Origin of the sequence: Clostridium sp. HV4-5-A1G (genome assembly GCF_900184915.1) — a bacterium.
Lineage (GTDB): Bacteria > Bacillota > Clostridia > Clostridiales > Clostridiaceae > Clostridium_B > Clostridium_B aromativorans.
The window spans coordinates 1-20,077 of sequence record NZ_FXYI02000001.1; the positions used below are offsets into that span (position 1 = coordinate 1).

At 37.7% G+C, this 20,077-nt stretch carries 18 protein-coding genes; 14 read left to right on the plus strand and 4 right to left on the minus strand.

What is annotated here, in order from left to right:
* Positions 1 to 162 precede the first annotated feature (162 nt).
* The 4 genes from J5G60_RS00005 (at position 163) to J5G60_RS00020 (ending at position 4,097) form a co-directional block, all read left to right on the plus strand.
* Positions 163 to 1,392, plus strand: coding sequence for an ammonium transporter (locus tag J5G60_RS00005; RefSeq protein ID WP_150355577.1), 1,230 nt, complete (start codon positions 163 to 165; stop codon positions 1,390 to 1,392).
* Between the two features lie 90 nt (positions 1,393 to 1,482).
* Positions 1,483 to 1,854: a P-II family nitrogen regulator gene (locus tag J5G60_RS00010; protein ID WP_150355576.1), complete on the plus strand. Its 372-nt coding sequence runs from the start codon at positions 1,483 to 1,485 to the stop codon at positions 1,852 to 1,854.
* Positions 1,855 to 2,007: 153 nt separating this feature from the next.
* Positions 2,008 to 2,724 (plus strand): alanyl-tRNA editing protein, encoded by a 717-nt coding sequence (locus tag J5G60_RS00015; RefSeq protein WP_150355575.1) that lies wholly within the window; start codon positions 2,008 to 2,010, stop codon positions 2,722 to 2,724.
* 26 nt (positions 2,725 to 2,750) lie between these two features.
* Positions 2,751 to 4,097, plus strand: coding sequence for an aspartate aminotransferase family protein (locus J5G60_RS00020; protein ID WP_150355574.1), 1,347 nt, complete (start codon positions 2,751 to 2,753; stop codon positions 4,095 to 4,097).
* A gap of 116 nt (positions 4,098 to 4,213) precedes the next feature.
* Here the strand turns inward: J5G60_RS00020 and J5G60_RS00025 are convergent, their stop codons facing one another.
* Positions 4,214 to 4,783: a nitroreductase gene (locus J5G60_RS00025; RefSeq protein WP_150355573.1), complete on the minus strand. Its 570-nt coding sequence runs from the start codon at positions 4,781 to 4,783 to the stop codon at positions 4,214 to 4,216.
* Positions 4,784 to 5,021: 238 nt separating this feature from the next.
* On the opposite strand from J5G60_RS00025, the gene J5G60_RS00030 reads away from it, so the two are divergent.
* Positions 5,022 to 5,675 (plus strand): HAD hydrolase-like protein, encoded by a 654-nt coding sequence (locus J5G60_RS00030; protein WP_150355572.1) that lies wholly within the window; start codon positions 5,022 to 5,024, stop codon positions 5,673 to 5,675.
* A gap of 101 nt (positions 5,676 to 5,776) precedes the next feature.
* Here J5G60_RS00030 and J5G60_RS00035 read toward each other — a convergent pair whose 3' ends face one another.
* Positions 5,777 to 6,661: a DNRLRE domain-containing protein gene (locus J5G60_RS00035; protein ID WP_150355571.1), complete on the minus strand. Its 885-nt coding sequence runs from the start codon at positions 6,659 to 6,661 to the stop codon at positions 5,777 to 5,779.
* Positions 6,662 to 6,739: 78 nt separating this feature from the next.
* Positions 6,740 to 7,039, minus strand: coding sequence for a hypothetical protein (locus tag J5G60_RS00040; RefSeq protein ID WP_150355570.1), 300 nt, complete (start codon positions 7,037 to 7,039; stop codon positions 6,740 to 6,742).
* Between the two features lie 260 nt (positions 7,040 to 7,299).
* On the opposite strand from J5G60_RS00040, the gene guaD reads away from it, so the two are divergent.
* The 6 genes from guaD to arcC all read left to right on the plus strand — a co-directional run bounded on the left by guaD (position 7,300) and on the right by arcC (position 15,738).
* Complete coding sequence (gene guaD / locus J5G60_RS00045; protein WP_150355569.1) at positions 7,300 to 8,583, plus strand: guanine deaminase; 1,284 nt, start codon at positions 7,300 to 7,302, stop codon at positions 8,581 to 8,583.
* Positions 8,584 to 8,610: 27 nt separating this feature from the next.
* Positions 8,611 to 10,029, plus strand: a complete 1,419-nt coding sequence (locus J5G60_RS00050) for an NCS2 family permease (protein ID WP_150355568.1) — start codon at positions 8,611 to 8,613, stop codon at positions 10,027 to 10,029.
* Positions 10,030 to 10,110: 81 nt separating this feature from the next.
* Positions 10,111 to 11,640 (plus strand): methyl-accepting chemotaxis protein, encoded by a 1,530-nt coding sequence (locus J5G60_RS00055; RefSeq protein ID WP_150355567.1) that lies wholly within the window; start codon positions 10,111 to 10,113, stop codon positions 11,638 to 11,640.
* Between the two features lie 123 nt (positions 11,641 to 11,763).
* A complete protein-coding gene (locus J5G60_RS00060; RefSeq protein ID WP_150355566.1) occupies positions 11,764 to 13,380 on the plus strand; it encodes an N-acyl-D-amino-acid deacylase family protein in 1,617 nt (538 codons plus the stop codon).
* Positions 13,381 to 13,506: 126 nt separating this feature from the next.
* Positions 13,507 to 14,727, plus strand: a complete 1,221-nt coding sequence (locus J5G60_RS00065; protein ID WP_150355565.1) for a YgeY family selenium metabolism-linked hydrolase — start codon at positions 13,507 to 13,509, stop codon at positions 14,725 to 14,727.
* A gap of 60 nt (positions 14,728 to 14,787) precedes the next feature.
* Entirely contained in the window at positions 14,788 to 15,738 is a 951-nt protein-coding gene (gene arcC, locus J5G60_RS00070; RefSeq protein ID WP_150355564.1) for a carbamate kinase, read from the plus strand.
* 72 nt (positions 15,739 to 15,810) lie between these two features.
* On the opposite strand, the gene J5G60_RS00075 is transcribed toward arcC, so the two are convergent.
* Positions 15,811 to 16,662, minus strand: a complete 852-nt coding sequence (locus J5G60_RS00075; protein ID WP_150355563.1) for an AraC family transcriptional regulator — start codon at positions 16,660 to 16,662, stop codon at positions 15,811 to 15,813.
* Positions 16,663 to 16,819: 157 nt separating this feature from the next.
* Between J5G60_RS00075 and J5G60_RS00080 the strand changes: the two genes are divergently transcribed.
* The 3 genes from J5G60_RS00080 to J5G60_RS00090 all read left to right on the plus strand — a co-directional run bounded on the left by J5G60_RS00080 (position 16,820) and on the right by J5G60_RS00090 (position 20,031).
* Positions 16,820 to 18,058, plus strand: coding sequence for a dicarboxylate/amino acid:cation symporter (locus J5G60_RS00080; protein ID WP_150355562.1), 1,239 nt, complete (start codon positions 16,820 to 16,822; stop codon positions 18,056 to 18,058).
* Positions 18,059 to 18,182: 124 nt separating this feature from the next.
* A complete protein-coding gene (locus J5G60_RS00085) occupies positions 18,183 to 19,124 on the plus strand; it encodes a hydroxyacid dehydrogenase (protein WP_150355561.1) in 942 nt (313 codons plus the stop codon).
* Positions 19,125 to 19,194: 70 nt separating this feature from the next.
* Positions 19,195 to 20,031, plus strand: a complete 837-nt coding sequence (locus J5G60_RS00090) for an HAD family hydrolase (protein ID WP_150355560.1) — start codon at positions 19,195 to 19,197, stop codon at positions 20,029 to 20,031.
* The last annotated feature ends 46 nt before the right edge of the window (positions 20,032 to 20,077 follow it).

Below are 20,077 nucleotides of genomic sequence, written 5' to 3' on the forward strand. Positions count from 1 at the left end.
ATATATAGCTGAAAAAAATAATAAATTAATAAAATTTTAATATTGCTATTGATAAATTGATTAAAACTTAGTATTATATAAATAAGTTTTTTTTAAAACCCCGGGGAGTAAGGTTTTTTATATTTATAACATTAGATCTTAAAATTGAGGAGGTATTTTTTTATGAATAGTATAAACGGAGCAGATACTGTGTTTGTAATAATATGCGCAGCATTAGTAATGATAATGACTCCGGGATTAGCTCTATTTTACGGAGGAATGGTAAGAGGGAAAAATACTCTAGATAGTACTCTCCATAGCTATTCGGCATTGGCGGTAATATCTATTCAATGGATACTCATAGGGTATACACTGTGCTTTGGGACAGATATAGGTGGATTGATAGGGGGCTTTAATTTTGCAGGATTGAAGGGAGTCGGTTTTGCACCAAATGCAGATTATGCAGGTACGATCCCACAACAGGTTTTTATGCTGTTTCAGCTTATGTTTGCCATAATAACTCCTGCACTTATATCCGGTTCTATTGCAGAAAGAATGAAATTTACACACTGGATAGTATTTTTAATATGTTGGACAACGTTGGTTTATGATCCAATTGCTCACTGGGTGTGGGGTGCAGGAGGATGGCTGAAAAATCTTGGAGCACTGGATTTTGCAGGTGGTAATGTAGTTCACATAAGTTCAGGTGTGTCCGGACTTATTGCAGCATTGATGCTTGGAAAAAGGAGAAATGTGGGAAAACCTAGCAATCTTCCAATAACCTGTTTGGGAGCTGCCATTCTCTGGTTTGGATGGTATGGGTTCAATGCAGGAAGTGCACTTGCTATAAATGATGTGGCGGTGAATGCTTTTATCACTACCAATACTTCTGCAGCAGCTTCGGCCATAAGCTGGAGTATTTGTGAATTTGCCTATAGAAAGAAGATAACTTCTCTCGGAGTTGCCAGTGGAATAGTCGCAGGTCTTGTAGCTATAACTCCAGGTGCTGGTTTTGTCAGTCCTTTAGCTTCATTGATCATTGGGCTGGTAGGAGGAGCTGTATGTTATTCATGTATTACTTTCGTTAAAGCTAAATTGGGATATGATGATGCACTTGATGCTTTTGGCTGTCACGGTGTAGGTGGAATATGGGGAGGAATTGCCACTGGAATATTTGCCTGGAAAGCAATCAATTCAGCTGGTGCAAGTGGATTGATTCATGGTAATCCAAAATTGCTGGGAATTCAGATAATAGCTGTTTTGTCCAGTGTGGTGTACTCTGCGGTTGTCACGTTTATTATAATAAAGGTAATTAATGCCGTGAGCAGCATAAGAGCAGGTGAAAAAGAAGAACAGGTAGGTTTGGATGTCACGGAACATGGTGAAGAGGCTTATGGCGGAATTCAGATGTAGAAAATATTATGAATATAGTTGATAGGCCTTGGCAGAATGATGTAAAATTTATATATGGGTGTAAATTATGTTTAATAAGGAGGTAAAATAATGGCTGATAAACTTACTAAAGTGGATATCATTACATCTAAGGGCAAGTTTGAAGAACTGAAAAAAGCCCTGGGAGACATTGGAATTTCGGGAATGACAGTTACCAACGTGTTAGGATGCGGAATGCAAAAGGGACATAAGGAATATTATAGGGGCCTTACCATGGACATAAATTTAGTACCGAAAGTAAAGATTGAGATAGTGGTCTGTGAAGTGCCTGTGGATCTGGTAGTGGAAACTGCTAAAAAAGTGCTTCATACAGGAGAAATGGGCGATGGAAAAATATTTGTCTACAATGTGGAAAATGTTATACGTATAAGTACGGGAGACGAGGGAAGAGTAGCTCTGCAGTACAGTGATAAAGATAAATAAAGTGGAAGAGCTGAGGGTTGTTTCAATAAAATTTTGAAACAATCCTTTATTTTTTACCCTGGATTTTGACAGAGTACTGTATTGAAATAAATGCTGCTTTTGATACAATAGATATAATACCATTACTTGGTATATAAATAGGGAGGGATAAGGATGAGTGAACTGTTGTTTCAAAAAGACAGCTATTTGAAGGAATTTAAATGCAGCATTTCTGAAGTAAATAAAACCGAAAATGCAGTTGTACTTGATAGAACCGCATTTTACCCTGCTGGCGGGGGTCAGCCCTATGATACAGGGATTTTAGAAGGAGAGTCAAATGTATACACTGTTGAAAGAACTAAAAAGATAGGGGATTCTGTATACCACTATATAAATGGGAGACTTCCAGAACCCGGTCAAACTTGTATGGGGAAGATAGACTGGGACCGCCGGTATAAACTTATGAGGACACATACTGCCATGCACATTTTATGTGCTGTTGCGTGGAGGGATTATAAAGCTAAAGTGACCGGCGGAGATATGGACTGCCTAAGTGCGAGGATGGATTTTGAATTCGAAAATTTTAACAGAGAATTAGTGGATGAAATTGAAAAGAAAGCTAATGAAGAAATAAAATGTAGGAGAGATATCAGGGTTAATTTTCTTGAAAGAGAAGAAGCTCTCAAGATTCCAGATTTAATAAAAACAAAAGAAGATCTTCTTCCGAGAGGTATTGATAAAATAAGGACTGTTGAAATTGAAGGATTGGATCTTCAGGCGGATGGGGGCACCCATGTAAAAAATACTGCAGAGGTCGGCAGTATAAAAGTAGTTAGGTTTAAAAGTAAGGGGAGAATAAATAAGAGAATATATGTGGAGATAGAGGATTAAGATATAATAGAAGGGGGTTATAGATTATGAAAATAGATAAGTGTATCAAGGAAGTTGAAAGGGACAGCAGAGTTGTTTCCAGGGCCTGTAGAATTCCATACTTTCCGTTAGTTGTAGAAAGCATAGAAGGATCCACTGTAAAGGACATAGATGGGAATGAATATATAGATCTGCTGTGCAGTGCCGGTTCAATAAATGTAGGGGGAGCCAATGAAAATGTCAAAAAATCCATAATTGAACAGGTGAATAAATATGTCCACTATACTCCTGCATATCTTTACAACAAACCTATGATTGATTTGGCAGAAAAACTTGTAAAAATTACGCCCGGGGAATTTCCCAAAAGGGTTGCCTTTGGGCTTTCGGGTTCAGATGCCAATGACGGAGCTATTAAATTTGCCAGGGCTTATACTGGAAGAAGCTCCATAATCACTTTTATTGGAGCCTATCACGGTGTTACTTATGGATCCATGTCCATGTCTGCAATTACCACAAAGATGAGAAGAAAACTCGGACCTTTTTTACCTGGGGTTTACAGCTTCCCCTATCCTAACTGTTATAGATGTAATTACGACAAAAAAGAAAACTGCTGTAATTTGGAGTGCCTCCACCAGATTCAAATTGCCTTTGACAGCTATTTGCCTTCTGATGAAGTGGCGGCAGCGGTAATTGAGCCCATTCAGGGAGATGCTGGAATTATAGTTCCTCCCGGAAGATATATGAAAAAGCTCTATGAACTGTGCGCTCAAAATGGAATTTTGTTTATAAGTGAAGAGGTCCAGCAGGGTTTCGGCCGTACCGGTAAGTGGTTTGGCATTGAAAATTTTGACATAATCCCGGATGCAGTTATTCTTGGAAAATCCATAGGCGGAGGACTGCCCTTAAGTGCGATTGTAGGAAGGGAAGAGATAATGCAGAGCCTTGATCCTCCTGCCCATACATTTACAACAGCTGCCAATCCTGTATGCTGTTCCTCTGCTGTCAGTGCTATAGACGTAATTTCCCAAGATGGATTTTTAGAACATGTTAATGAAATAGGAAATTTTGCAAGAAATTATTTGAATAATTTGAAAGATGAATGTCCTATTATAGGAGATGTGAGAGGGATTGGATTATCCATAGGGGTGGAACTGGTCAAGGATAAAATGAGCAAGGAGAAAAATACGGAAGCCACCTTGAAGATATGTTACAGGTGTTATGAAAAGGGAGTTATCCTCATATCTCTAAATGGAAATGTACTTAGAATTCAACCGCCTCTGATTATTACGAAGGATGAAATGTTTAAAGCCCTGGAAATTATAAAATCCTCCATTGAAGATTATCTGCAGGGAAATATACCAGATGAAGTACTGAATACCATAAAGGGATGGTAATAAAAAATGTCTCTGGAATTCAGTTCCGGCTTTTGTGGTGAATCTCTGTAATAAAAGTACTTGAAAGTAAAAAGCCCGCTTATCACAGGGATTTTTTGATTTTCAAGTACTCTGCTTTATTTTTCGTAGAAAATAAGTGCTGGTTTTCTTCTGGGAGGTTTCTGATTTTTTTGCTTCTCATCGGGATAGCCGGCTATCATGGTGCTTACCAGTTTGTAGGAATCGGGTACATTGTGTTTTGATTTGAATTCAGGAGTACTGCATATACATTCTGCAAATCCAATCCAGCAGGTTCCCAGACCGAATTCTTTGGCAGAGAGCATGATATTGCCTGCTGCCAGGGAGCAGTCATAAGTACACCAGTGTGAAGATGTGTCACCGTAAATTACTATTACACAGGGAGCACCGTAAAAAACGCTGAAGTTTTCATCTTTAAGCCAGTTTTCATATTGTTTGAAATAAGGATAATCTGCTATGTTTTCCACCAGATATTTCTTGATTTCATCCGATAGGGATTTTATTTCCCCTTTGTCTGTTATGACTACAAATCCCCAGGGCTGGCCGTAGGAACCGGTAGCAGCTTTTGTCCCGAGCGTGATTAATTCATGAATTGTATTTGAATCCACCTCCTGATCCTTAAAGGATCTTGTACTTCTTCTTGTATTTATTCTTTCAATGATATTCATAATAGGACTCCTCTCCATGGTATAAAACAGTTTCTTCTTATATTGAATGATACTTAAATATGAAACCATTGTCAACTATTTAAACACCTTAGGGTTTTGGCTGCTCCCCATTTATTATAGATTGATAGCATTATATATGATAAAATACATATTGTGAGTGAAAAAGTTAAAGCTTCAGTTTCTGCAAGTTTGTATATTTGAAATGTATTATATACGTTAAAGAAAGGGAGAAGATGAATTGAGATATAAATATGTACTTTTTGATTTAGATGGAACTCTGACGGACTCCAAAGAGGGGATAACAAAGTCGGTACAATATGCCCTGGGAAAATATAATATTGCTGTAGAGAATTTGGATTTACTTGAAGTCTTCATAGGCCCACCGCTTAAGGATTCATTTATGCAGTATTACAATTTTAGTGAAGAACAGGCGCTTCATGCAATTGGATATTACAGGGAATATTTTGAGACAAAGGGAATATTTCAAAATAAAGTGTATGAAAACATTGAAGGCCTTTTGAAAAAGCTGAAGAAGTTGAAATTGAATTTGATAGTAGCTACTTCAAAACCCACGGAATTTGCCAAAAGGATATTGAAGCATTTTAATTTATATTCATATTTTGACACTGTTGTCGGCAGCAATTTAGATGGGACAAGATGTAAAAAAGGGGAAGTGATCGGGTATATCATAGATAAGTATAATATAGGCGATAACCGGCAGGTAGTTATGGTGGGTGACAGGAGGCATGATGTCATAGGGGCATTGGAAAATGGCATAGATTGTATAGGAGTTGCTTATGGATATGGTTCTGTTGAAGAACTTAGAAATGCAAAGGCAGCTTATATTGTTCATGATGTGAATGAACTATTTCAAAGAATTATTTCCGTGTAGGAAATAGTTCTATTTTATTTAGATCTGCAGTGCCTGGATGGTACCGAAAAAACTTGAAAAATATTACCATATTTAAAGGCTTAAAATAGCTAATTTATATATTAGATTGAGGTTTGCCGGGAAATGTTGGCGATACCTCTATAAGCACCGTAGATATTGGCACTTGTTACTAAATCACCTGTATTAAGTGCAGGTACTACAGGAATTGAATATGTCTTATTAATATTCAGTGATTCGTCAGTCGAATTAATATATTCATCTGAAACATAATATTTATCAATGGTACCATTACTTCTTGTTATAACTAATTCTATCATTACTACGAATATGGAATGCCGTTCAGTTGCTCCGGTTGCTGTGACTTCGGTTAGGCTGGGATTTGAAGGAACTGGAGAAGTAACAGGGTTATGGCTATTAACTATTTGTACTGATAGATGGAAATCATGATTGCAATGCGGTTTGTCATTTTGTGTGGTATCGTTATGTTTATAAGTGATAGTTATAAAAGGAACTATCTGTTGTTTTGTTGATAATGCCGAGCCAAAACTTGCTACAGAGTTGTTCCATATACTGGAAACCATTATACCCTTGTTTGATGAAGCGTTTTTAATCCATGGAGAAACTATATGAGTTATATCTATAGTAACTGCTGATTTGGATGTCATTGGATAAAACTTAATTCCGTTAAATTTATCTGCTGATGGAATTCTAGAATAAGTAGTGTATAAGCTAAAATGGTCATATATTGGATATATTATAAATTCAATACTTTTATCGTTATGAAAACTATCACATTTAAATAATGTTAATTCAGCTTTGGTTGCTATAATATTATTTGGTAATGAAGAGATATTGAAATAAAGTAAACCATGATACTCAAAATTGCCATCACATCCTACAATTATCCTGTAGTCTTGAATATTTCCATTTGGAATTTTATCAGTTAATGTGAGGCTTTTACTTGCTGGAATCATAAATGTATCCAAGGATATTACCTCCAATCTAAAATGAATATGATAGATGACCAATAACATTTTCATGCCTTGGCCATCTATATTATTATATTATGACTGAACTATTTCAGCTTTTAATGACCCATAACTTGTTAACGTTACAGTTTCGCCTGTTTCTAATTTTGGAACAATTGCAAGGTTAAGAGTGTCATTGACATCTAATGGAGTTGTACCTGCTGAATTGTCATAAACAGTAGCAATAGAGAAGTACTCATGACTTGAGTCAGTCCTAAGAACATCTAATTGAATTGCTTCAACGAAACTAGTTCCTGCGGGTACAGTCCCTGTTACTGTAACTAATTGCCCAGAAGCAGTCTGTGGTGTATCAAAATCTACTGGCAATGCAGCCATATATTATTCACTTCCTTCGTTTTCATTTATTATAGATATAAACTTTTGTCTAATAAATATAGTATTTAGAATTTATGAAATTGTTACTGGGTAAATTTAAATGCAAATATCACAGTCCTATTGACAGAGAGAAAATTCAAAATTATAATAAAAATAGATTAACTAGTTAATAAAAATTTGATTGTTAAACATTTGGTAATTGAAGATCTTTTATTCTAATTTAACTGCCTGAACGTAAAAAGCTCATAGGAGGCGATCTAATGAAAAACGTGTATGCAGTTAAAGGTAATATTATTTTCACCAAAGCCTTTGGTAAATTTGAAGTGCTTGAAAATGGATATATTGTTGTCGAGGGTAAACTTGTTAAAGGTGTTTGTGGACATCTTCCTGAAGAATTCAGCGGAGTGAGGATTGTGGATTATGGGGACTCACTTATAATTCCGGGATTTGTTGATCTCCATCTACATGCATCCCAGTATGGCAATCTGGGACTTGGAATTGACAAGGAGTTGATGCCGTGGCTTGAAACCTATACGTTCCCTGAAGAAGCAAGGTATTCTGATATAGAATATGCGAAAAAAGTGTACTCAGCTTTGATAAGGGAATTATGGAGGTATGGCACTACTAGATGCTGTATCTTTGCAACTATGCATAAGGATTCCACTAAACTCCTTATGGATTTGCTCGCACAATCTGGATTGTCGGCTTACGTGGGAAAGGTGAATATGGATAGAAACTCTCCCGAATATCTGGTGGAAGACACGAAAAATTCAATAGAGGATACAGAAGAAATATTAAAAGAGTATTTAAGCAAATATGAACTTGTAAAACCCATTATCACTCCGAGATTTGTTCCAAGCTGCAGTCCTAAATTGTTAAAGAGTCTGGGGAATTTGGCCAGGGAGTACAGGGTACCGGTGCAGTCTCATCTGTCTGAAAATTGTGATGAAATCAATTTTGTAAGAAAACTGCATCCCGATCATGATAACTATGCAAGCGTATATGAAAGTGCTGGACTTTTTGGAGAGATGCCTACTGTCATGGCCCACTGCATTCTGGTAGATGAAGATGAAATTGAACTGATGAGGAAAAATAACGTATTTGTAGCTCACTGCCCGCTGTCAAACTGCAATTTGTCAAGCGGTATTGCACCCATTAGAAGGCTTGTTTCCAGAGGCATTCCTGTAGGGCTTGGGAGTGACATATCCGCTGGAAATAGTCTTTCCATGATGAATGTAATCGTAAACAGCGGCCAGGTGTCCAACCTGAAATGGCTTAAAAGCAGCAGAGTAGATAAACCTCTTACTACGGCGGAATTGTTCTACATGGCCACTAAGGGAGGGGGAAAATTTTTTGGAAGGGTAGGAAGCTTTGAAAGGGGATATGAATTTGATGCCCTTGTCATTGATGACAGCAATCTATCTATATTCAGATCTTTGTCTTTAGAGGAAAGATTGCAGAAGTTTATCTATACAGGGGATGACAGAAATATAAAAGTGAGATATGTAAGCGGAAGGGAGGTAAAGGAACCAATACTCTATTAATTATAATTTTATTAGGGGGAATTTTATATGGAAACCAACGTTGAAAGACAATCTTTTCTGGAGTCGTTTTTTAAACTGAAAGAAAACAATACAAATGCTAAGACGGAAATCATTGCGGGAATTACCACCTTTATTACAATGGCCTATATAATATTTGTAAACCCAAGTGTGCTGAGGGTGGCAGGCATGAATTCAGCTGGTGTGGTGGGTGATGCAGCTTCAAAATTTGCTGTAGGCAGTGATCCTATTGTGTCTGCTGTATTTGTGGCAACTTGTCTGGCTGCTGCTATTGGAACTTTTATAATGGGATTCTATGCCAATCTGCCTTTCGCGCAGGCTCCGGGAATGGGGCTCAACGCATTCTTTACTTACACTGTATGTCTTACACTTGGATTTACCTGGCGTCAGGCATTGGCTGCAGTACTTACTTCAGGTATCTTGTTTATAATTATTACTGTTACTTCCATACGAGAAAAGATTGTAGATGCCATACCGGAGAATTTGAAATATGCCATGTCAGCAGGTGTGGGACTCTTTATTGCACTTATCGGACTGAAGAGCGGGGGAATAATAGTTTCAAATAAATCGACCCTCGTTGGTTTTGGAAATTTTGCAGATCCAGGTACTCTCCTTACTATAATAGGGGTTCTGGTAATTGGAGTACTCATGGCTAGAAATGTGAAAGGATCTATTTTACTTGGTATTGTTATAACCACTATTCTGGGTATACCCTTTAAGATCACTTCACTTGCGAATCTGCATGTATTCAGTGCTCCTCCTTCACTGGCCCCTACTTTTGCCTCATTTGACTTTGCAGGCCTTCTGACAAAAGGTGGAACTACTGTAGCCAGTGCAATACTCAGCTTTGTAATGGTTGTAATAACCATCTGCCTTGTGGATCTCTTTGATACCATAGGTACCCTTGTTGGAACTGCTACAAAAGCTGGAATGATAGATGAAAATGGAAAAGTGATCAGGATGAAAAAAGCCCTTATATGTGACGCTGTAGCTACAACTGCAGGTTCATTTCTAGGGACGAGTACTGTGGGAACTTATGTAGAATCCACTGCAGGTGTCACAGAAGGTGGAAGAACTGGACTCACGGCTGTAACAGTAGGTATATTGTTTATACTTTCGCTGTTTTTTTCAGGCCTCGTAGGTGTAGTTCCTGCACAGGCTACGGCACCGGCACTTATTATAGTGGGAGCTCTGATGATGGGTGTAATCAAAAATATAGATTTCAATGATTTTACAGAGGCACTTCCGTGTTTCTTTGCCATTTCACTTATGGCTTTCAGTTATAGTATAGCCAATGGAATTGCAGTTGCCATGATCGTTTATCCTGTGGTAAAAATAGCTACTGGCAGGTATAAGGAGCTTAATCCCATAGTGTATATACTTGGAATATTGTTTGTACTGAGATTTATAATGCTGCCTTTTGAATGATGGCGTGTACGGCAGTTTAGGGGGAATAAGACATAACTTTCCCCGGAAATTATTTTTATTTCTTGGAAAGAAGGAGTCTTGATGGGTAGTATTATAATAATTGTGGTTTCATTTTTAATAGCTTTTATAATTACTACCATTGTTGGAATATCCGGTATTGGCGGCATTTTGCTGTTTGGTGTACTGGATTCGATATTTGTTTTACTTGGAATTTATTTTATGAAAAAAAATAATTCAAACAATGATGGCAGTGAGCATGTTACAGTGAATTCTGAACGTTATATGGAAGACAATGAGATAAAAGATTATTTTAAAAATATTTTATATAATTCTGTAAAACTGAATAATACCTTGCAGAACATCAAGGCATCTGCTGAAGAATGTGGAAAAGCAGCGGAACAGGTTGCTCAAAATACCCAGAGTATTGTTGACCAAAATGGCTCTCAGATGGATGTGGCTGATGAGACAACTGATAAATTCAAGAAAATTGGAGAGATGGTTATAAGCTCATCCTCATTTGTAAAAAAGACAAATGAAACAGTACAGCACTCCAGGGAAATTTCCAAAGAGGTTGGTGAGTCCGTAAAAGATGTGGTCAATACTATGGACAAGATAAAAAGTACTTCTTATGATACCCGGGGCAAAATGAAAATGTTAGATGATAGATCCAAAAAAATAGGAGATATTGTAGTCTTTATCACAAATATAGCTAAACAGACAAATCTGCTTGCATTGAATGCTACTATTGAAGCGGCCCGGGCAGGTGAACACGGGAAGGGGTTTGCAGTAGTGGCAGATGAAGTTCGTAAATTGGCGGAGCAGTCAAATGATGCAGCTTCTCAAATAAACGGCATCATTGGGGAGATCAAAAAAGACATAAAATCTTCCTCAGGTTCTGTTTTTCAGGTTACGAATTATGTTGCAGAAGGTGCCGATGTCATAGGTAATATGAAAAAATCATTAGATGAAATGTTCCAGGCTTTTGAGATAAATGCAGAAAATATACAGCATATTCAAAGTATAATTCAACAGATAGATAAAAACTGTGAGGCGGTGCTTTCTATTACGGAGAGAAATCAGGAGATGGTACATAAAACTGCCTCTGACACAGAGCAAATTTCTGCGGCTTCACAGGAGCAAAACGCCTCTATAGAAGAAATAAACAGCAGTATTCAGGTAATAACCCAACTTTCGGAAGAGACCAAACAGTATGTTGCTTCTGCAGTAATGGATAAACTTATGTATAAAAAGACACTTCAGCTAAAAGAAAAATATAATGAGCTGAATGAGAAAAATGTTGATACCATGGACAAACTGGCAGGGGAGCTTGGAGTGGATGAGATCGATGTATGCAGCAGTGACGGAGTGATATGTTTTTCCAATATAGAAAGTGCGCTGGATCTTAATTTATATGAATTGATACTTGAGAATAAAAAACAGGATATCAGAAAATATTTATTTGAGGATAAAAATAAATATTATGTTACTCCCCTGGAAATGAGTGCCCAGACTAAAAAGTTATTTAAATTTATGATTGTTCCGGATTATGAGAGGAGGCTCCTCTATCAGGTAGCACTGTCCTATGATTCCCTGTTCAAGTTACTGGATTGATTTTTTTGATTTAGCCCGAGAATCATTTCACGATCAATAGCCATTATTGACACAGAATGTGTGGAAAATTATAATGAAAATAGATTAACTGGTTAGTAAAAATCGTGAAAAGAGGTAATAGGGATGCTGAATATTCTCATAAAAAATGGACTTGTTGTAGATGGAACGGGCAATGATGCCTATAATGCGGATATAGGAATTTTAGATGACAAAATAGTGGAAATATCAGAAAATATACATGATTCTGCAGATAAAATTATCGATGCCTCTGGACTCATAGTGGCTCCGGGCTTTATTGATGTCCACAGTCACAATGATCTGGTGACTTTTATGAGTGAGAAAATTCGAGGCTTGAAACTGATGCAGGGAGTTACCACGGAACTTGTAGGACAGTGCGGTCTGGGAGTTGTACCCTGTGTACACGGGAAAGACCGTGGGTGGAAAAGTTATATCAAGGGAGTGGTGGGAGATCCCGATTTGAAATGGAGCTTTCATGATGTCGATGAATATATGGATAAGATTTCTTCCAGGGGCTTGAAAAACAACTATGGTATGCTTATTTCACAGGGTGCCGTAAGAGTAAATACCGTCGGATTCAGCAGTAAAATACCTGATACCGGTGAACTTCAGCAGATGTGTGATATAGTAGAGGATGCTATGAAGAAAGGTGCCTTTGGAATGTCTCTTGGACTGCAGTATGTGCCTGGTATTTTCAGCCGCGAAGATGAGTTGATTGCCCTGTGCAGGGTTGTAGAAAAGTATGATGGAATTGTCATGGTTCATGTCAGAAACCACGATAATACCATGAAGAATGCTTTGAGGGAAATTATAGACATAGCATTGAGATCAGGGGTAAGGCTTCAGGTTTCTCATATGAGATCTTATGCATCCAAAGAGCTTGGATGCAGTGCAGGGTCGCTCATTGAAATTGTAGAAAAAGCAGTTAAAGCAGGAGTAAATATTACTTTTGACGAACATCTTTACCTTTCGGGGAGCACCTTGATGACCCAGCTTCTGCCGCCCTGGATTACGGAAAAGGGAAAAGACAGGCTCATTGACATGTTAAAGGATGAGAAATGTCTGGATAGAGTAAAAAGTGAAATTGAGGATACTTCCGTCAGCTATGCAGGCTGGGATAATTACAGCGCAGTAGCAGGCTGGGATGGAATACTCATTACCTCGGTGAAAAAACCTGGGAACCTGAAATATATAGGAAAAACTGTAGGGGAAATTTCCAGAGATTTAAATGTTCATCCGGTGGACTTTATAGCAGGGCTTATTATTGAAGAAAATGCAGGAGTTGGGATAGTGACTTTAAATATATTTTCAGAAGAGGATACCCTTGAACTTATAAAACATCCTCTTCAGATGGTGGGATCCGACAGCATACCTGCAGGAGTGCCCCATCCCCGTCTATATGGGAATTATCCCCTCTTCATAGGCAAATTTATAAGGGATAAGAAGGTCCTGAGTCTTGAGCAGGGGATATATAAATGTACCCTTTTTCCGGCAGTGACCCTGGGATTGAAGGACAGGGGGAAGCTTGCCGAGGGGAAAACAGCTGATATAACTGTGTTTGATTTTGATGAAATTGAGGGATATGAGGATTATAACAATTCCAGGAAAGAGCCTGCGGGCATAAAATATGTTGTACTGAATGGCAAAGTTGCTGTAGAAAATGGAAACTTATGCAAAAGGGATTATGGTCGGGTTATCAGACATTGTAAATGTTTTATTTAAATATTGACAAAGTAAAGATGATATTATAATATTAGATTAACTAGTTAATTTATTAAAATAATTCTTAACTGAAACCTGTAAAGGCTGAGGTTGGAAAATATAATAGATGGATGGGGGAGATTTAATATGGCTTTAAATGTAAATAGTGAAAAAATATTAAAGTTGGCAGAAAAATATAAACCTGAAATATCCAGGTTCTTGAGGGACATGGCTGCAATTCCAAGTGAGAGCTGTGGAGAGAAAAAGGTGATACTCAGAATAAAAGAGGAAATGGAAAAAGTAGGATTTGACAAGGTGGAAATAGATCCTATGGGAAATGTCCTTGGATATATAGGACATGGGGAACACATTATTGCTATGGATGCCCATATAGATACGGTTGGAATAGGGGACAGAAATCTTTGGGACTATGATCCCTATGAGGGATATGAAGACGACAAGATCATAGTTGGAAGAGGTGTGTCTGACCAGGAAGGTGGAATGGCCTCCATGGTTTATGCAGGGAAAATAATTAAAGAACTGGGACTGGAAGATGACTATACCCTTATAGTAACAGGTACTGTTCAGGAGGAAGATTGTGATGGGCTTTGCTGGCAGTATATAATCAATGAGGACAAGGTAAAACCTGAATTTGTCGTACTTACAGAACCTTCTTCAACTAATATATACAGGGGTCACAGGGGAAGAATGGAGATAAAAGTTACTACCCACGGTGTAAGCTGTCATGGTTCCGCACCGGAAAGGGGAGACAATGCAATATTCAAAATGGCTCCTATATTGAATGAATTGAAGGATTTAAATGAAAGGCTTATAGATGATCCATTCCTTGGAAAGGGAACTTTGACTGTATCTGAAATCTTCTTCTCCTCACCTTCAAGATGTGCTGTGGCAGATGGATGTACAATTTCCATAGATAGAAGGCTTACCAACGGTGAAACCTGGAAATATGCAATTGAACAAATCAAGGAGCTGCCCTCTGTTAAAGCTGCAAAAGCTGATGTAGAAATGTACACTTACGAAAGACCTTCCTATACGGGGCTTAAATACCCAACTGAATGTTTCTTCCCAACCTGGGTGCTGCCGGAAGATCACAAGGTATGTCAGAATGCGGTGAACTGCTACAGGGATTTATTTAAAAGCGAACCAAAAGTAGACAAGTGGACGTTTTCTACAAATGGAGTTTCAATAATGGGAAGGTATAATATACCGTGTATTGGATTTGGACCTGGTCACGAAGATCAAGCCCATGCACCAAATGAAAAGACATGGAAGGATGAACTGGTAAAATGTGCTGCCATGTATGCACTTATCCCGGTAACTTATGTGAATAAATTTGCTGATAAATAGAATTATAACTTGTAGGACACATATTAATTTAAATATAAAATTTGTGGAGGAATATGTATAATGGGATTTTGTAAATTGGTTATAGCATTAGGGGGAAATGCACTTCAGGAAGCCGGGGCTCCTGCCACAGCTGAGGCACAACTGGAAGTGGTAAAAAAAACTTGTGAATATATTGCAGATATAAGCTGCAAGGGATATGAAATTGCAATAGTCCATGGGAATGGTCCCCAGGTTGGAAGAATTCTCATGGCTTCCAAAGCTGCGGAAAATATCACACCGCCTATGCCCTTTGATGTATGTGGCTCCATGAGTCAGGGTTATATAGGATATCATATACAGCAGTCCCTGAGAAGGGCACTTGATAAGAGAAACAAGAAAGTACCTGTAGTGACTCTTATAACTCAGGCAGTAGTTGATAAGGATGATCCTGCCTTTAAAAATCCCACTAAGCCTATAGGAGCCTTTTATACCAAAGAGGAAGCTGACAAGCTTAAGACTGAAAAGGGATATGTGATGAAAGACGACTCTGGAAGAGGATGGAGAAGGGTCGTAGCTTCACCGGTTCCGAAGAGGATAGTAGAACTTCCTGCCGTCAAGGTGCTGTGGGATTCAACCATATGTGTGGCGGCTGGCGGGGGCGGTATTCCTGTAGTTGAACAAGAGGATGGCTCTTTAAAGGGTGTGGCAGCTGTTATAGATAAGGATCTGGCAGCTGAAAGATTAGCAGAAGATATGAATGCTGACATACTCATGATATTGACAGAGGTTGAAAAGGCAGCAATTAATTTTAATAAACCCAATCAGGTTGATCTGGGTCATATTACAGTGGCAGAGGCTGAAAAATATATGGGAGAAGGTCATTTTGCAGCAGGATCCATGTTGCCTAAAATAGAGGCTGCTGTTATGTTTGCAAAAGCCAATCCCTCTCATAAGGCGATAATCACTTCACTGTATAAGGCAGTAGATGCCCTGGAAGATAAAACAGGTACCATCATCACTTTAAATAAATAATGCCTATGCAGTCCATAATTATTCAATGGTGTTTTCATGAGACAAAGAAGATCCTTTGTCTCATGAAATTTTTTAGCCTTTATAATATTCTCTGGGAGAGAGGCCGAATACTTTTTTAAATGCCCTTAGAAAATTTGAGTAATCATTGAAGCCCGATTCCAGGCAGGCGTCTGTTATACTCATGCCTTTTTTTATCAACAGGTTGGACATAATAAGTCTTTTCTGAAGTATATAATTGTGTATTGTATACCCTGTCTGTTCCTTAAATTTGTGCATTAGATAATATTTGCTCATGTAGAATCTAGAGGAAATATAATCTATGGACAGATTCCCATTTAAGTTTTTATTTATATAATTTAAGATATTGCCTATATTTTCGTCATATTTTATATCGGGTAATTCCATTGGTTTTTTTTGACCTAAGAACAATCTGTTTACGTATACCATGAACTGTATGAAAAAGCATTCTACAAGCAATTTATAGCCAAATTCTCTGTGTTTTAAAGATGATTCCATGTTAAAAAGCAATTTTTTTATGTTACCGAGGTGTGCATTTTCTAGCCTGAGCAGGTTGAAACGCTGCTTCGATGCCATTTCAAAACAACTTGACAGATTGCATTTGTCATTGTGTCTTGCTAGAAAATTCGGGTTGATCCAGAAAATTATCCTCTCGTAAATTTTATTTGGATCTATTACGGCCTTGTGTATGTCGTTGCTGTTTATAAGAAGTATATCCCAGGGTTTTAATTTGTAGGAATTGCCCTCAATTAAATAGGTGGTATCACCGGACAGAAAGATCACTATCTTGCTGAATTCATGATAATGAAATTCAAAATCAATGGATTCTCTATTCTTTAGATGAAATATTTCAAAATCATTGTTGAGATAACCTTTTTTTATTTTTAGAATTTTATTTTCACACATTTACTCTTTCCCCTCAGTTACTATAATTATAGGTTAAAGCATTTTTTGCAATGTTTCAAGCATTTTTAGCACTAAAAACCGCAAAAAATTAGAATATAATAAAATATAGGTGAATTTTGTTTTCACGATATAAACGAAATTGTGGAGGTATTAGTTGATGAAGTCGTTTTTGAAAAATTACAAATTTTCTGCTCTATTGCTTGGTTCAATAATTTTAGGTGCAGTGGTAGGCATTTTGGGTGGACCTAAAGCTGTGGTATTAAAACCTTTTGGGGACTTATTTTTAAATCTGATGTTCATGATAATAATACCGCTGGTGTTTTTCAGCGTTACTTCTGCCATAGCCAATATGAAGGGAATGAAAAGACTTGGGAAGATCATGGCCAGTACGTTTTTTATTTTCCTTTGTACAGCTCTTATAGCTTCCGTAATAGGGTTCATAGGCGCACTTATTGTAAATCCAGCTAAAGGTATAGATTATAATACTTTGAAGAAGATCGTATCTACTGGCGGAGATGCAGCACAGCAGGTTAAGCAGGGAGGGATATTGGAACAGCTTGTGAATACTGTTACTGTCTCGGATTTTGCTTCATTGCTTTCCAAGAGCAATATGCTCCAGCTCATTGTATTTTCAGTACTTTTTGGAATTTCCACGGCTTTATTGGGGGAAAAGGCGGAACCTGTAACAAAGTTTTTGACGGCAGCTTCAGAAGTCACTATGAAAATGGTAAAAATAGTGATGTATTATGCTCCCATAGGTCTTGGATGTTATTTTGCTGCAGTAATAGGCTCTCTTGGCTCTCAAATACTTCAAGGCTATCTGCGGGTTTTCATCCTCTATGTGGTTCTGGCCGTAGTCTATTATTTTGGATTCTTTACCATATATGCTTTTATGTCCGGTGGAAAAAAGGCAATCAATATATTCTGGAAAAACGTGATAACACCCACTATAACTGCTCTGGCTACCTGCTCCAGTGCGGCAACTATTCCGGTTAATTTGGAATTCACAAAAAAAATGGGGGTACCTGATGATGTAGCGGAAACTGTAATTCCAATGGGCGCCAATATACACAAAGATGGATCTGCCATTGGAGGTGTCATGAAGATAACCTTTTTGTTCGCACTTTTTGGAAAAAGCATGACCAGTCCTTCAGCTGTATTGTCCATAATTTTTGTGGCATTTCTGGTAGGAGCTGTAATGGCGGCTATTCCAAGCGGCGGTATGATTGGTGAAATGCTCATTTTAAGTGTATATAGCTTTCCTCCAGAATTGCTTCCCATAATTGCAGTTATAAGTGTTATAATAGATGCACCGGCTACTGTATTGAATTCTGCGGGGAATACAGTATCAAGTATGATGATATCCAGGCTCGTAGAGGGAAAAAAGTGGCTTTGATTCAATGCACATTGTGCACTGTAATTGTAAATTGTGAATTGTAAATTGTAAATTGTGAATTGTAAATTGTAAATTGTGAATTGTAAATTGTAAATTGTGAATTGTCTAAGGGGGTGATACTAATATGGGTTATAAGGTTTTGCTGACTGAAAATATAGGCAGTGAAGGCAAAGAATATCTTAAAAAGTGCGGCTATGATATAAAGATAGCCTCTAGTGTAAGAGAGGATGTGCTTGCAAGGGAGGTCAGGGACTGTGATGCAGTGCTGGTCCGCATGGCTTCTATTACAGAAAATATCATAAATTCTGCACCTAAATTGAAGGTCATATCAAAATTTGGAGTTGGTGTGGACAATATAGATATTGAAGCTGCAGCTAAAAGGGGGATACAGATCACCAACTCCCCTGAGTCAAATAGAAATTCAGTGGCGGAGTATACTCTTGGGCTTATTCTGGCACTGGCTAAAAAGTTTTTTGTATATGACAGGGAATTGAGAGATGGAAATTTTGGTATAAGAAAGACTCTCGGCTGGGATCTTGAAGGAAAAGTTCTTGGAATCATAGGTATAGGCAGTATAGGGAAACTTGTCGCTTCCAAGGCATCTAAAGGATTTGGGATGAATGTCATAGGCTTTAGACGGCACATTGATTCTGTGAAGATGGAAGATGTTGAACTTACGGATAATTTGGATTATGTTCTTAAAAATTCTGATTTTGTAAGCTTGAATGTACCTTTGAGTGATTCTACCAGAAATATTATAGGAGAGAGGGAATTCTCACTTATGAAGCCGGGAGCTTTTCTTATAAATACAGCCAGGGGTGAAGTGGTTGATGAAGGTGCCTTGGTGGATGCTCTGGTGAATAAAAAAATTGCAGGAGCTGCTGTTGATGTGTTTACCGGGGAAATTCCATCACAGGATAACCTGCTTTTTAAACTTGACAATGTTATTGTGACTCCACATACTGCAGCTCATACTGAAGAAGCTGTGAAGAGAATGTCCCTTCATTCTGCCCTTGGCATACATCAGGTTTTGAGTGGTAAAAAACCATCCTGGCCTGTAAAGTAGCCTATTAACATTAATTGTGAACTGTACATTGTAAATTGTAAACTGTGTATTGTCTAAAAGGAGGAGAACCTTGAATCTATATATATCGGATCTAGATGGAACACTGCTGACTTCAGAGCAGGTTATAAGTAAAAGCTCAGCTGCAATTATAAATGATCTTATAGCGTCAGGGATGAAATTTACCGTTGCTACAGCCAGATCCTATGAGGCTTCAAAAAATATATTGAAACCCTTGAATTTGAATTTGCCTGTGATTTTGAACAATGGAGTATTTATATATGATCCTGTTTCAGGTAGAAATATTGTGGGGAATTATCTGGATAAAACCTCTGTGAAATTTATTTTGGAATACTATGAATCTAAGGGCATACACCCTTTTATATCAGCAGTGGATTCAGAGGGAAGTAAAAAATTATTTTACAGGGGAATATTTAACAGCGGCCAGAAAATATATGTGGATTCCAGAAGGGCACAGAAAGATAAAAGACTTACCCTGGTGGATGGGCCTTTATCTCTTGTGAATTACAGGGTGATAAATATTTTTGCCATAGAAAAAAAGGGATGTCTTGACAATACCTATGAATTGTTTAAAAATAACCTGGATGTAAGCTGTCACTATACTGAAGAGATATATTCCAGAGGTTTTTTCTGGCTGGAGGCTACGAATCCACAGGGCAATAAAAGATGGGCAGCTGAATTTTTAAAGAAATATCTGGAAATGGATAAAATGATTTGTTTTGGGGACAATTTAAATGATGAACCTCTTTTTAGAATTGCAGATGAAAAGTATGCGGTAAAAAATGCATATGAGAAGTTGAAAAATCTAGCCACAGGTATTATAGATTCAAATAATGATGACGGTGTGGCTAAATTTCTTCAAAAACGCGGCTTTTTACTGAAAAAGTGATAGATTGCGATTGGCACAATCTATCACTTTTAAGCTTACATTTTGG

Coding starts and splice junctions, on each gene's coding strand:
- guaD (WP_150355569.1), top strand. CDS start 7,300: ATGAAAAACGTGTATGCAGTTAAAGGTAATATTATTTTCACCAAAGCC.
- J5G60_RS00065 (WP_150355565.1), top strand. CDS start 13,507: ATGGCTTTAAATGTAAATAGTGAAAAAATATTAAAGTTGGCAGAAAAA.
- J5G60_RS00010 (WP_150355576.1), top strand. CDS start 1,483: ATGGCTGATAAACTTACTAAAGTGGATATCATTACATCTAAGGGCAAG.
- J5G60_RS00080 (WP_150355562.1), top strand. CDS start 16,820: ATGAAGTCGTTTTTGAAAAATTACAAATTTTCTGCTCTATTGCTTGGT.
- J5G60_RS00060 (WP_150355566.1), top strand. CDS start 11,764: ATGCTGAATATTCTCATAAAAAATGGACTTGTTGTAGATGGAACGGGC.
- J5G60_RS00025 (WP_150355573.1), bottom strand. CDS start 4,783: ATGAATATCATTGAAAGAATAAATACAAGAAGAAGTACAAGATCCTTT.
- J5G60_RS00040 (WP_150355570.1), bottom strand. CDS start 7,039: ATGGCTGCATTGCCAGTAGATTTTGATACACCACAGACTGCTTCTGGG.
- J5G60_RS00085 (WP_150355561.1), top strand. CDS start 18,183: ATGGGTTATAAGGTTTTGCTGACTGAAAATATAGGCAGTGAAGGCAAA.
- J5G60_RS00075 (WP_150355563.1), bottom strand. CDS start 16,662: ATGTGTGAAAATAAAATTCTAAAAATAAAAAAAGGTTATCTCAACAAT.
- J5G60_RS00005 (WP_150355577.1), top strand. CDS start 163: ATGAATAGTATAAACGGAGCAGATACTGTGTTTGTAATAATATGCGCA.
- J5G60_RS00020 (WP_150355574.1), top strand. CDS start 2,751: ATGAAAATAGATAAGTGTATCAAGGAAGTTGAAAGGGACAGCAGAGTT.
- J5G60_RS00015 (WP_150355575.1), top strand. CDS start 2,008: ATGAGTGAACTGTTGTTTCAAAAAGACAGCTATTTGAAGGAATTTAAA.
- J5G60_RS00055 (WP_150355567.1), top strand. CDS start 10,111: ATGGGTAGTATTATAATAATTGTGGTTTCATTTTTAATAGCTTTTATA.
- J5G60_RS00050 (WP_150355568.1), top strand. CDS start 8,611: ATGGAAACCAACGTTGAAAGACAATCTTTTCTGGAGTCGTTTTTTAAA.
- arcC (WP_150355564.1), top strand. CDS start 14,788: ATGGGATTTTGTAAATTGGTTATAGCATTAGGGGGAAATGCACTTCAG.